At 62.1% G+C, this 12950-nt stretch carries 11 protein-coding genes; 9 read left to right on the plus strand and 2 right to left on the minus strand.

Going from position 1 to position 12950, the window contains the following annotated elements:
• Positions 1–4: 4 nt before the first annotated feature.
• The 4 genes from ACQRA4_RS09970 (at position 5) to ACQRA4_RS09985 (ending at position 4941) form a co-directional block, all read left to right on the plus strand.
• Entirely contained in the window at positions 5–2266 is a 2262-nt protein-coding gene (locus ACQRA4_RS09970; protein ID WP_427822927.1) for an FAD-dependent oxidoreductase, read from the plus strand.
• A 13-nt stretch (positions 2267–2279) separates the two neighbouring features.
• Positions 2280–3464, plus strand: a complete 1185-nt coding sequence (gene qmoC / locus ACQRA4_RS09975) for a quinone-interacting membrane-bound oxidoreductase complex subunit QmoC (RefSeq protein ID WP_427822928.1) — start codon at positions 2280–2282, stop codon at positions 3462–3464.
• A 130-nt stretch (positions 3465–3594) separates the two neighbouring features.
• Positions 3595–4320: a coiled-coil domain-containing protein gene (locus ACQRA4_RS09980; RefSeq protein ID WP_427822929.1), complete on the plus strand. Its 726-nt coding sequence runs from the start codon at positions 3595–3597 to the stop codon at positions 4318–4320.
• Between the two features lie 123 nt (positions 4321–4443).
• Positions 4444–4941 (plus strand): GNAT family N-acetyltransferase, encoded by a 498-nt coding sequence (locus tag ACQRA4_RS09985; protein ID WP_427822930.1) that lies wholly within the window; start codon positions 4444–4446, stop codon positions 4939–4941.
• Between the two features lie 15 nt (positions 4942–4956).
• Here ACQRA4_RS09985 and ACQRA4_RS09990 read toward each other — a convergent pair whose 3' ends face one another.
• On the minus strand, positions 4957–6000 hold the full coding sequence (locus ACQRA4_RS09990; protein WP_427822931.1) for a hypothetical protein: 1044 nt from the start codon (positions 5998–6000) through the stop codon (positions 4957–4959).
• Between the two features lie 93 nt (positions 6001–6093).
• Between ACQRA4_RS09990 and ACQRA4_RS09995 the strand changes: the two genes are divergently transcribed.
• The 5 genes from ACQRA4_RS09995 to panB all read left to right on the plus strand — a co-directional run bounded on the left by ACQRA4_RS09995 (position 6094) and on the right by panB (position 12222).
• Complete coding sequence (locus ACQRA4_RS09995) at positions 6094–7221, plus strand: glycosyltransferase (RefSeq protein ID WP_427822932.1); 1128 nt, start codon at positions 6094–6096, stop codon at positions 7219–7221.
• Between the two features lie 188 nt (positions 7222–7409).
• Positions 7410–9260 (plus strand): ABC transporter ATP-binding protein, encoded by a 1851-nt coding sequence (locus tag ACQRA4_RS10000; RefSeq protein ID WP_427822933.1) that lies wholly within the window; start codon positions 7410–7412, stop codon positions 9258–9260.
• Positions 9261–9289: 29 nt separating this feature from the next.
• Positions 9290–9943, plus strand: coding sequence for an IS1595 family transposase (locus ACQRA4_RS10005; protein ID WP_427822934.1), 654 nt, complete (start codon positions 9290–9292; stop codon positions 9941–9943).
• Between the two features lie 555 nt (positions 9944–10498).
• Positions 10499–11395: an agmatinase gene (speB, locus tag ACQRA4_RS10010; protein ID WP_427822935.1), complete on the plus strand. Its 897-nt coding sequence runs from the start codon at positions 10499–10501 to the stop codon at positions 11393–11395.
• Positions 11392–12222 carry a 3-methyl-2-oxobutanoate hydroxymethyltransferase gene (gene panB, locus ACQRA4_RS10015; RefSeq protein ID WP_427822936.1) on the plus strand — a complete coding sequence of 277 codons (831 nt, stop codon included), beginning with the start codon at positions 11392–11394 and terminating at the stop codon, positions 12220–12222. Before speB ends, panB begins: the two co-directional genes overlap by 4 nt.
• Positions 12223–12276: 54 nt before the next feature.
• On the opposite strand, the gene ACQRA4_RS10020 is transcribed toward panB, so the two are convergent.
• Positions 12277–12801: a GNAT family N-acetyltransferase gene (locus ACQRA4_RS10020; RefSeq protein WP_427822937.1), complete on the minus strand. Its 525-nt coding sequence runs from the start codon at positions 12799–12801 to the stop codon at positions 12277–12279.
• Positions 12802–12950 lie beyond the last annotated feature (149 nt).

Here is a 12950-nt window from a genome sequence, read left to right on the forward strand (position 1 = left end):
CGGCATGGCCGGTAAAATTGGCGTCTATTTTGACCTGCAGAATATCGGCGGCGGCCTCGATGTGGAGACCCTGGCCGCTCAAACGCGCGACAAGTGGGGCGATCTTGCCGCCGTGGTCAAGGTTGTTCCCCTGCTGGCGGACGCGGTGGACGAAATCAGGGCCGACATTGAAGCCCAGAGTCTGGACGGCGTGCTGCTTTGCGGCGCGTCGCCGCGGGTGGACGGCGAGCTCTACCGCTTTCCCGTGCAGGTGGAGCATGTGAATCTGCGCGAACAGTGCGTGCTGGCCTATAAAAATCCTGACAACAGCCCGGTGGACAGCGAAAAAGCGCCGGAACTGCTGACCATTATGGCCCGCGATTATGTGAACATGGGCGTGGTCAAGCTGCAAAAGAGCGAAGCGCCCGATTCCGCCGCGATCACGAGCGTGCCCCGCATTCTGGTCATTGGCGGCGGCTGGACGGGCCTGACCGCCGCCGCCGAGGCGGCGGCCACCGGTTATGAGGTGGTGCTGGTGGAAAAGGCCGACAAGCTGGGCGGCGCGGCCAACAACATCCCCACCGGTTCGCCCCTGGGGCCGTTGTGGACCGACAAGCAGCCCGTCAATCTGGCCGCCAGAATCGAAAAGGTCACGAGCGACGAGAAAATTACGGTATACTGCAACGCCCATGTGGAAAAGCTGGAAGGCCAGCCCGGCGAATTTACGGCTGTCATCGCCGCCAGCGGCGGCCCGGTGAGCGTACAGGCGGGCGCGGTGGTTCTGGCCACCGGCTGGGTGCCGCTGGATGAAAAGTATCTGGCCCCCATGGGCCTGGGCGTGAGCCCCAAGGTGGTACACGCGGCCCAGTTCGGCAAAATGCTGGCGGCGGGCGAAGTGACCGCCCGACGCATCGCCTTTGTGCTGGATACCACCCTGGCTGAAGAGGCCGTGCGCAAGGCCGCCGGGAAAGCCGCCGAAGCGCCCGCCGAAGCCGCCGCCCCCGAAGGGGAGGAAGGCGAGGCCAGGCCCTTTGTCAAGGAAGACCTGGAAAGCATCAGGCATCTTCAGTATTCCAACGCGGTCAACAGCGTGGGCATGCTGCGGCTGGCCAACACCATCTGTGAAAAGACCGACGACGCCACCCAGGCTTTCATCCTCTATAAAGACATGACCGTGCCCGGCATTCTGGAGCGCTTCTACAAGAAGATGCAAGACCGCCTGGGCGTGATGATGACCAAGGCCGACGTGACCGAGATTCGCGATCACGGGGACCGCATGGTGGTGACCTGCAAAAATACCCTGCTGGGCATGGATTTTGACCTGGATGTGGATATGGTGGTCGTGCCCACGGGCCTGGTTCCCACCACGGCCAAGGATGTGACCGTGAATTTCGCTTACCGCCAGGGGCCGGATTTTCCGGATCTGGAGCTTTTTGACGGCTTTGCGGATTCCAATTACATCTGTTTCCCCTATGAAACCCGGCGCACCGGCGTCTACGCGGCGGGCTGCGTGCGTCAGCCCCTGACGATGGACGCCTGCGAAGAAGACGCTCGCGGCGCGGTGCTCAAGGCCGTGCAGTGCATTGAAGCGGCCGGGCGCGGCGTGGCCGTGCACCCGCGTTCCGGCGACTGTTCTTACCCGGTATTCAACTTTGTGCGCTGCACCCAGTGCAAGCGCTGCACCGAAGAATGCCCCTTCGGGGCCCTGGACGACGACGAAAAAGGCACGCCCAAGCCCAATCCGGCCCGCTGCCGTCGCTGCGGCACCTGTTTCGGCGCCTGCCCCGAACGCGTCATCTCCTTCGCCAACTACAATATCGACCAGATCGGCTCCATGATCCGCGAGGTTCAGGTGCCCAAGGACTTCAAGAAGGAAGGCCCGCGCATCCTGATTCTGGCCTGTGAAAACGACGCCTATCCGGCTCTGGATATGGCCGGTATGCGCCGCAAGGCCTGGAGCCCGTATTGCCGCGTCATCCCTGTGCGCTGCCTGGGTTCGGTCAACGCCATCTGGGTGTCCGACGCCATGAGCAAGGGCTTTGACGGCGTGATGCTGCTGGGCTGCAAATACGGCGATGATTACCAGTGTCACTTTGTGAAAGGCTCCGAAATCTGCAACCGCCGCAAAGAAAACATCGCCGAGACGCTCAACCGTCTGGGCGTGCAGCCTGAGCGCGTGGATCAGCTGGAAGTGGCCATTGACGAATATGACAAGGTGCCCGATCTGATTGACGGTTTCGTGGCCCGCATCACGGCCCTGGGCCCCAACCCGTTCAAGGGCATGTAGGAGGATGGCAGCAATGGCACAATGTACGCTTAAACCGGATCTCGAGTTTGCCAGGGAGCTCACGGAAGCGGGGGGCGAATCCCTCAAAAAGTGCTTCCAGTGCGCCACCTGTTCCGTGGCCTGCCCGCTGGCTCCGGCCAACGCGCCCTATCCGCGCAAGGAAATGGTCTGGGCTTCCTGGGGCCTCAGGGACAAGCTGCGCGCCGACGTGGATCTCTGGCTTTGCCACAACTGCGGCAACTGCTCAGACCTCTGCCCGCGCGGCGCCAGGCCCGCGGACATGATGGCCGCGGCCCGCAACGTGATTTACAAAGACCTCACCGCGCCGTCCATTGTGGGCAAGTGGATGAGCAAGCCCTCCGGCCTGCCCATTCTTTTCGCCATCCCGGCGGCGCTCTGGCTGATTGTCTGGTGGATTCGCGCCGGCTGCAACAATGGCGAGTGGTTCCCGCGCGCCGCTGACGGCCGCATCGTCTTCGGCCAGATATTCTATGGCGATTACACCATCGACCCCATCTTCATGATTACCTTTTTCGGGGCCTGCTTCATCCTGCTGCGCGGGGTGATGAAACTCTGGGCCATGTTCAAGCCCGAGGGCCGCATGACGGTCATCGGCAAGACCAAGTGCTGGGCCTGGCACCTCTGGGACGTGCTCTGGGATGAGATCATCACCCACCGCAAGTTCAATGATTGCGAGGACGGCCCGGCCACCGGCAAAGGCACGCCCAACCGCAAGTACGGGCACGCCGTTCTGGTCTGGAGCTTTGTCATTCTGGCTTTTGTCACCGCGGTGGTGGCTCTGGGCCACTGGGGCGGCAAGGTTATTCCGCTGATCAAGATCGAGACGCCCATGCCCCTGACCTTCCCGGTCAAGATTCTGGCCAATATCGGCGCGCTCATGCTGCTCTGCGGTCTGGCGCTCCTGACGGCGCGCCGCCTGCGCCTGAACCCTGACTATCAGGGCTCCAGCTTCTATGACTGGTATCTGCTGGGGATCATCTGGCTGGTGGCCGTGACCGGCGTGCTGTCCCAGTGCTTCCGCCTGGCGGACGCCATCAGGCCGGCCTTTGTGGTCTATTACCTGCACCTGGTTTTTGTCTGGATGCTTTTCGCCTATCTGCCCTGGTCCAAGCTTGGGCATCTGGTGTACCGCACGGCGGCGCTGGTGTACGTCCGCATGTACGGCAGAAGCAACTAGGCGGGCGCTTGCTCTCCGGTCGCGCGGCTTCCGCCTTCGCGGCCGGAGAACGCAAACCGCCTCTGCCTGGCAAAAACAGAAAAGCAAAGCATTGAAGTAAAAAATAACGATCTCCGAGGAGGAGGCCGCCATGTCTGATAGTGATCGCAAAGTGTTTCCCGTTGAGTCCGTGCTGGCCCTTGTGGTGGGCAAAGAGGGTGTGGACGTCAAGGATGTCGCCGGTTTCGTGGTGGGGCGCTCCATCGCCTGCGACTGCTGCGCCAAGGCCGCAGGGCCCTTCGCAGCCGCCTGGCTGGCGCGCTGGTACCCCAAATTTATGGATATGAGCTGGAGTGAGGATCAGACTTGGGAGGGCTTTGTCACCCGCGCCAAGGGGCTGCTGGGCGAGCATGTCTCCCTGACGCCCATGGACGGCCGCACCAAGGCGCTGGCCGCCCAGAGCCTGGATTATCTGGCTGATGCCTACAACAGCCTGGCCGCCCAGACCGCCGCTGTGGTGAAGCTGGAAGAACGCGTGCGCGAACTGGAGCCCGCCGAAGCCCGCGCCGAAGCGCTTCAGAAAAAGGTCGACGAGCTGGAGGCCAAAATCAAGACCATGAATGCCGATATGGGCGGTCTGCGCAAGCAGGTGGCCGAATTTCAGGGCAAGGTGGCCGTGAGTCATGACGACCTGATGCAGACCATCAAGGATGCCATCAAGGACGGCCTCAAGGGCATGGTGGTGGGCGGCGTCGCCGCCGGAGCCGCCGCGGCCGGCGCTGACGTCGCCGAGGCCGCGCCTGTGGAGGAAAACGCCGTGCCGGATGATTTCGGTTTCGGTTCTTCCGGCGCCAATGCGGATGGCTTCGGTTTCTAGCCCCATCGCCCGGCATGCAAGCAAAACGGCCCTTCCGGCAGGCGGGGGGGCCGTTTTTTGGGTGAGGGCAAAGCTCACTCCAGGCTTTGTTCTCCCCATTTGACGAGTTTCATGGGAGCCTTCATGTCCTCATCGCCTCATGTCGCCGATGTTCTCGCCTCCGCTGTTTCCCGCGGGCGGCTCTGGCCTGTGCGCCGGGCCTCCGCCGAAGACTTTCCGGCTCTGGTCGAACTCTGGCGGCGCAGTGTGGAGGCCACGCATGATTTTTTGCTGCCCGGCGATCTGGAGCGGATCGGCGCGGAGGTGGCAAGCGTCTGTCTGCCGGGTGTGGCGGAAGTCTGGCTGAGCGAAGCGAGCGGCCGCCCGGCGGGCTTTCTGGGCTGCAACGGGCCGCATGTGGAAATGCTTTTTGTGGAGCCGGAATTTTTTGGACGCGGCGTGGGGGGCGCGCTGCTGCGACACGCCCGGAGACGGCATGGCGCGCTGCGTCTGGAAGTCAACGAGCAGAACGCGGGAGCGCTGGCCTTTTATCAACGCCAGGGCTTTGAAATCACGGGCCGCTCGGCGCTGGACAACGCGGGGCGGCCCTATCCCCTGCTGCGTCTGGCCTGGCGAGGGTAAGGGCCCTGTCGGCGCTCAGGCGATATCCCGGCTGTCCGGTCGGCCCATGCGGCCGCGCAGGCCGTGCCACGCGGCCCGAAGAACAAGCGGCAGCCGCTTGAACTGGCCCCGGCGCAGACGGTTAAGCGCCACGCCGGCCAGGCTTGCCAGAGCTGCGGGCAGAAAGCATGGATAATAGCGGCGGATGATGTATATTCTGTTGCGTATGGCAAGGTAGTCCATCAGGCGACTGCGCGCGGTTTTTTGATGCGGCATGCCGCCGCCGCGCGCGCCCGTGCTGCCGCCTTCTTTGTGCAGCACAAGACTTTTGGGGGCCCAGGCCGGGATGAAACCCGCGCGGCGCGCCTCAATGCCAAAGGCCGCATCTTCATAATACAGAAAATAGTCTTCCGGCAGCAGCCCGACAGTACGCAGAACACGCCGCCGCACCAGCGCCGAAGCGCCCACGGGGTAGGCCATGCGCGCTTCCACCGCGGCGGGATCCGCCGTCAGCAGTTGGGATCGGGCCGAGCCGCCCAGCAGGAAGGTTGTGCGGCCGGTCAGCGGGCAAAGCGTGCAGCCGCCCGCGGCCTGCGCCACATCCGGCGCATGGGCGTAGCACAGCGACGAGCCGCACAGCCCGGCCTCCGGTCGCGCGTTGAGGCGCTCGCACAGGGCCTCCAGCGCGTCGGGCTCCGGTTCCGTATCCGTATTCAGCAGCCAGAAGGCCTCTATGCCGTCAAAGGCGGGCGCTGTCAGCAAAAGACGCAGGGCCGCGTTATTGCCGCCCGCGAAGCCGCTGTTTTCAGGCAGCGCCAGAAACAGCGCATCCGTCGCGGGCGGCGTCTGACCAGGGCGCAGCGCGGCGGGAGGCTCACACCCCCCAGAGCGCCGCAACGCGCGCCAGCCTGTCAGCAGGGCCTCGCGTTCAGCGGGGCGGGAGGCGTTGTCGGCAATGATCACGCAGGCGGGCCGGGCCCGCAGGCCATGCAGAGCCCGCAGGCAGGCCAGAGCGTCCCCGGCGCTGTTGTAATGCACAAGAACCACGGCGCAACGGGCGGCGGTAAGCTGGCGTTCCATTGTTCCCTTCCTTCTTGCCCGGCGGGGCGGAGTGCGGGTATCATGTCCAAAGCCGGGCGGAAACGCAATGGCGTGAAGCGGCAGGGGGTGGGTGTGAAAACAGTGCTTTTTCTGGATCAATACGGCGGTATGGGCGGCGGGCAGCGCGTGCTGCTGGCGCTGGCCCAGGCCGCGCGCGACGCGGGCTGGCGTGTGGAGGCGCTTTTGCCGTCCGGCCCGTGCGCGGAGGCTCTGACGCGGATGGGCGCGCGCGTGCGCGTCACGCCTGAATGCCGCTTGCGCGAAGGGCGCAAGGGGCCGCTGGACGCCCTGGCGCTGCTCTGGCATACCCTGCGCGTATTCTGCGGGCATCTGGCTGCCCTGCGCGGGGCCGATCTGCTGTACGCCAACGGCGGCCGCATGTATCCGCTCTGCTTCATGGCCTCTTTGCTGTTGCGCAGACCCGCAGCGTACCATGTGCATCTCAATCCCGGCGACGCGCACATGCGCGTGCTGCGCCTCCTGCTGCGGAGCAGGCTGACGCGGCGCATCGCGCTGCCGTCCCGCTATATTGAGCGGGTTCTTCACAAGGCCGGCGCGGCCTTCGGCGACGCCCGCGCGCGTTTGGTGGAAAACGGCCTGGACGAGCGTTTTGACGGCGTGGTCTTCAAGGACAGATTCACGGGAAGACCGTTGCGCCATGTGGGCGTCGTGGGCCGTGTCTGCGCCGAAAAGGGGCAGGATGCGCTTCTGCCGCTGGCTGCGGCCCTGCCGCGCATGCATTTTCATGTGCTTGGCGACGCGGCCTTTTACGATCATGTCTATTTTGAGGAACTCAAAGCCCGCGCGCCGTCCAATGTGCATTTTTACGGCTGGGTGGAGGATATTCCGGGCAAAGCGGACGAGATCGGCCTGCAGGTCTGCCTTGTGCCGTCGCGCTGCCCGGCTGGCGCGGGAACGCGACTTTTTGAGGCCTCTCCTCTGGTTCCCTTGCAAATGATGGCTCTGTCCTGCCTTGTAATCCCACGCCGTCTCGGCGTGCTGGCGGACATGGCGGAACGCTTCGGCCTGCCCGCCTTTGAAAAGGATGATGAACTGCCCGCGCTGCTGCGCGATCTGGCCGCGCAGGACGGCGCAATGCTGGCGGCCGGCATTCGTGAAAATATGGCCGTTATAACGCGGGAGTATTCGCACGCCGCATTTCAGAGACGCTTGCGCGACTTTTTTGCGGAACTTGACTGAGGCGCCGGCTTCACGGAAACAAGCCGTCCTGCGCCGGGCAAGGGAGAAGGCGTATCGTAAGAATTGCTGGACGGAGCGGAGGCTTCAGCATAAGCTGATGGAATAACGCCACGCGCAAGGCTGGCCGAGACTGTGAGAAACATGGTTGCGGATTACAGAAAGCGGTTCTTGTCAATGGGCATGCGTGAATGCTGAATTCTCAACTTTTTTCCGTGCTCCTGAGTAGTTATACGCGCCTGGAGAGCCCGTTGCGGCATCGCTTTTGGCGCGTGCTGCTGCTGTCCGGCGTGGTGGCCGTCATGGAATTTGCGCTGGCCGCCTCGGTTTCGCTGCTGGGCGTGGTTCTGGCCGCGCCGCAAAGCCTGCTGCAAAGTCCCGTCGTCCACCGTTTGCTGAAGGTTTTTCCTTCTCTGGAGCCAATCGCGCATGATCAGCGTCAGCTTTTAGCCTGGCTGCTGGCGTCGCTGTGCGGCGTCCTGATCTGCAAATCATGTGCACTGGGCCTTCTGACCTGGCGGCAGGCGAGCTTCTGCCAGGCTGTGGGGCTGTTTTTCAGCGAGGATCTTTTTCGACGCCTTTTGCATGCGCCGTATCTGTGGCATGTGCAACAACAGATCAGCACACTTCAGACCAGGCTCGACTGGTGCCAGTCAGCGGCAAATTTTATGCTGGCCGTTCAACAGGCCCTGGGGCAGTTGGTGGTCGTCTTTATCCTGCTGGGTGTGGTCTTTGCGGCGGCTCCCGTGGTGGCCCTGCTTGTCTGCGCGTGCACAGGCGGCTGCGCTGCCCTGACCTACAGGCTGAGCCGACACAAGATACGGCAGTTGAGCGCTGTCCTGGCCCGATCGGAAATTGCCATGGGCAAGGCGAGCCATCCCGCCCTGTATGGCATCCGGGAAGTTAAAATCTACCGTCAGGAGCAAGCGTTTTTACGAGAATACGCCGCTTCCCGCCGGGAGTACGCCGCGGCGCAACGACTGCTGCCTGTGGTGCATCCCTTGCCCTCCTGGATTCTGGAAGTTGTGGGGATGGGCATGCTGTTTATGGCGGTGCTTTATATGAATGCCCAGAATGCGCCTCTCGCGCGCCTTACGGGCACACTGGCTCTGCTGGCGGCGGTGGCGTGGCGGCTGCTGCCCACGATAAATCGTTTTGTCACATACTTACTGCAATTACAGCAATGTCTTATAAACGTTCAAGGCATGTTCGCGTTGCTGGACGCGGTAAAGTCTCAGACAGGAACCGCACGCATCACAGCAGAATCCTGTTCACTGCATGAGGCCCTGGAACTGCGTGACGTGTCCTTTCGGTACCCCGGCAGCGCCGGCGACAAGCCGGATGCCTTGCGGCAAATCAGCCTGCGGATTCCGCGCGGCGGCATGGTCGGGCTTATCGGCCCGTCGGGGGCGGGCAAAAGCACGGTGGTGGGTCTGCTCACGGGCCTGCTGGAACCCACATCCGGCGATCTGCTTGTGGATGGTCGGCCCCTGACGCCCGCCCGGCGGAAAGGCTGGCAAAGCTCCATTGGTTATGTGCCGCAGTCGCCTTTTCTGCTCAATGCCAGCATAGCGGAAAATGTGGCTTTCAGCCAGTGGGGAGGAACAATTGACCGAGAGCGGGTAGCCCGGTGCTGTCGCATGGCGGCTATGGATTTTCTGGATGCACTGCCGGAAGGCATGGATACGGTCATCGGCGAACGCGGCGTGCGCCTTTCAGGCGGCCAGGTGCAACGTGTCGCCATTGCCCGGGCCCTGTACGAAAGCCCGCAGATGATACTTTTTGACGAGGCTACCAGCGCTCTTGACGGGGCCTCGGAGCAGGCCATACAAAATACCATCAACAGCCTGAGCGGCCAGGTGACTATGGTCGTCGTGGCCCATCGGCTGACGACAGTGGAGAAGTGTGATTATATATACTGGATAGATGAAGGAAAGATTGTGATGGGCGACAAGGCGGAAGCGGTTTTGCCGCCATATAAAAAATTTCTTCAGAATAAAAGCTTGGCAATGAACCATGGCAATATAATAAAATTTACATGATCCTCCCGGATATGCTTTTAGGATGGCTCATGTACGAACGACGGAGCAAGCTTACCACCCGGCAGCAATCTGAGCTGATTCGCTTTTTTGTTGCGGGAGCAACGGCTCGTGCGGCAGGAGAAATTGTAGGTGTCCATCGCAATACGGCAACCTCGTATTTTATGCGCCTGCGACGCCTGATTGCCACGCATTTGCCCAGTTATCGTTTGTCTGGAGAAGTTGAAGCGGATGAAAGCTATTTTGGCGGGGTACGAAAAGGGAAACGCGGGCGTGGAGCCGCCGGGAAAATAGCAGTTTTCGGGTTACTGAAGCGTAATGACAAGGTTTACACGGCCATAATTCCCAACGCATGCACCGCAACGCTGATGCCGATTATCGAGGAGCGAGTTGAGCCGGACAGTATCGTGTACACTGATACTTTCAAGGCATATAATGCCCTGGACATCAGCGGGTTCCATCACCACCGAATCAATCATTCAAGGCAGTTTGCGGAACAAGCTAACCATATCAATGGGATAGAAAATTTTTGGAATCAAGCGAAAAGGCATTTGCGGCGTTTCAACGGCATAACACCGGAACATTTTTATTGGTTCCTGAAGGAGTGTGAATGGCGGTTCAATGGAGGCAACCATCGAAAGCTTCTATCTCAGCTAATTCATTGGGTTAATAGGGCTAAACATTAGCCTTAACTAGGACAGCCCCCAAACTTTTTATCTCCATTTGAATGAATGTGAGTTTCGGTTACTCATAGGCAAGAGGACATTTGCCTTCTGGTGCTAAAACCGCTCAGGGAAAATCCTCTTTACTAGTCAAGAACCAGTCTTATTCTGGGGGTTCTTGTGGCGACAGCCCCGCCCTTCGTTGCGCTTCGGGCGGCGTGCGGAAAAATCTCCCTTTTTTACTGACAAACAAAACCCATGACGTATTTTTACTGGGGTTTAAGCCTAGAACAGATGGCCTTCTTGCGACGGAATAATTTTTTGTACGTCTGAAGCTTGCGAGGCTGCGTCGGAGGCGGGCGGGTTTAAAATTTTTAACGATCCGGCAAACGAGTCACAAATTTTTATGTTATATTTCATTAAGTTAAAAGAACTTCCAAAAGTTTCTAATTTGGCATGCCTGTTGCAGTATAAAAAGTACCTTCCTTTCTTTTGCTGACAGCCTCCTCCAAATAAAGCGGCCTGCCTCCCCAAGCGGGCCGTTTTTTATGCCGGGCCCTTTTTATGGACGGAAACAGCATGGATCAGCAGCATTTTCTTGCTTCGGAATATGCCCCGGCCCAGGCCGGGGAGGCGGCTTTTCACATCATCCCCGCGCCGCTGGAGCGCAGCGTCTCTTACGGCGGCGGCGCGGCCAGGGGGCCGGCGGCCCTGCTGGCCGCCTCCCAGCAGCTGGAAGCCTGGGAAAGCGGCCTTGCGCCGGGCGAGTCAGGTTTTTATACCGCCCCCGCCGTGGATTGCTCCGGCGCGGTGGAAGCCGTGCTGGCCCGCATTGAGGCAGCCGCGCTCCATGCCCTGGACTGCGGGGCCGTGCCCGTGCTGCTGGGCGGCGAGCACAGCGTGAGCCTGGGCGCATTGCGCGCTCTGGCCCGGCGGGCCAGGGAAGCCGGCGAGCCGTTCGGCGTTATCCAGTTTGACGCGCATGCGGACCTGCGGGCCGAATACGAGGGCGACCCCTTTTCCCACGCCTGCGTCATGCGCCGGGCCGTGGCTGATCTGGGCCTGCCCCTGGCGCAATTTGCGGTGCGCGACATGAGCCGGGAAGAGGCCGAAGCGCGCAGGCTCTACAATGTCACCCATTACGACGCCTATTTTCTGGCGCGCGTGGGCCTGCCGGAACAGCCCCTGCCTGGGGATTTTCCGCGCCACATCTACATCAGCTTTGATGTGGACGGGCTGGATTCGTCCCTGATGCCCGCCACGGGCACGCCTTCGCCGGGCGGCATTTCCTGGCGCGAGGCCCAGTTCATTCTGGAGCGCTGCGTCCGGGGGCGGGAGGTCGTGGGCTTGGACGTGGTTGAGCTGGCCCCCATTCCCGGTCTGCACCACGCGGATTTTACCGCCGCCAAGCTGACGCATCTGCTTATGGCTCTGGCCCTGCAAAGCCGGAGCCCCCTACAGGGAGAAGACGCATGAAAAACACCGTCGCCACGTTCAGGCAGGCCAAGGGCAAAGAAAAGCTGACCATGCTCACGGCCTATGATTACAGCATCGCCCGGCTCATGGACCAGACCGGCATCAACGCCCTGCTGGTGGGGGATTCGCTGGGCATGGTCATGCTGGGCCATGCGGACACCTTGTCCGTGACCCTGGAGGATATGATCCGGCATTGCGCGGCCGTGGCGCGCGGCGCGCAATCGGCCCTGGTGATCTGCGACATGCCTTTCATGAGCTGCCAGGTGGGCGTGGCCGATACCGTGCGCAACGCCGGGCGGCTGGTCAAGGAAGGCCGGGCCCAGGCCGTCAAGCTGGAGGGCGGCGCGGATTTTTGCGACGAGGTGCGCGCCCTGGTGCGGGCCTCCATTCCGGTCATGGGGCATCTGGGCCTCACGCCGCAATCGGTCAACGCCCTGGGCGGCTACAAAGTGCAGGGCAAAAGCCTGGCCGCGGCCCAGAAACTGCTGGACGACGCCCGCGCCGTGCAGGAGGCCGGGGCTTTTTCCCTGGTGCTGGAATGTGTGCCCGCCGCGTTGGCCGCCCGCATCACGCGGGAGCTGGAAATTCCGGTCATCGGCATCGGCGCGGGGCCGGAGTGCGACGGTCAGGTGCTGGTCTGGCAGGACATGCTGGGCCTCAACGACGGCGGAACCGCCAGGTTTGTCAAACGCTTCGGCGCGGTGGGCGAGGCCGCGCGCGCGGCCTTCATGGACTATGCGCGGGAAGTGCGGCAGGGGGCCTACCCCGCGCCGGAACACTGCTACACCATGGAAGGCGAGGCCGAGCTGCTGGAAAAACTCTACTGACGTTGCGGCGCGCATGTCGCGCGGCGGCATGCGCGCTGTCCGACGGAATGGCGTTTATGCCCCCTTTTCCAGGAAAAAGGCCGGAGAGTATTCCACCAGGCCGCTCAGGCGGCCTGTGCCGCCGAGCCGGATGGCCATAAAGGCTTCCTCCGGCGCGTCAAAAGGGGAAGCGAGGCCGAAAACGGATGCGGGCTGGTAGCCGAAACGCGCATAATAGCCCGCATGACCCAGCAGAATCACAAATTCCCAGCCCAGAGCGCGGGCAAGTTCGTGGCCGCGCCGGACAAGGGCGCCGCCTATGCCCAGACCGCGGCGCGACGGCAGCACAGCCAGCGGGGCCAGGGCCAGGGCCGCCGCATTGCCGACCTTCAGCCTGCTGAACATGACATGGCCGACAATGCGGCCGTCTTCTTCCGCCACAAGACTCAGCTGGGGGATATACTCCCGTGAACGGCGCAGGCGATCAACAAGATGGTGTTCGTCGCCGTCGGCGTGCTGGGCGCGCGCAAAGGCGCGGCGCACCAGGTCGTGAATGGCGGGAAAGTCCTCCGGGGATTCAGGGCGGATAGTAACCGGCATATGTGCCCTCATGGCGGCGCGCACTGTCAGCGCCCGCCGCCGACAGTCCATTGCCGCATTGAAAAGGATTTACGGCAACGGGCGGAAATTTCCGCCCGTTGCCGTGTATTGTGTTCAGGAGGCGTTTTTCAGGGCCGCGCTCTGAAAGG

This window comes from Desulfovibrio sp. SGI.169, from assembly GCF_050313595.1.
Taxonomy (GTDB): Bacteria; Desulfobacterota; Desulfovibrionia; order Desulfovibrionales; family Desulfovibrionaceae; genus Desulfovibrio.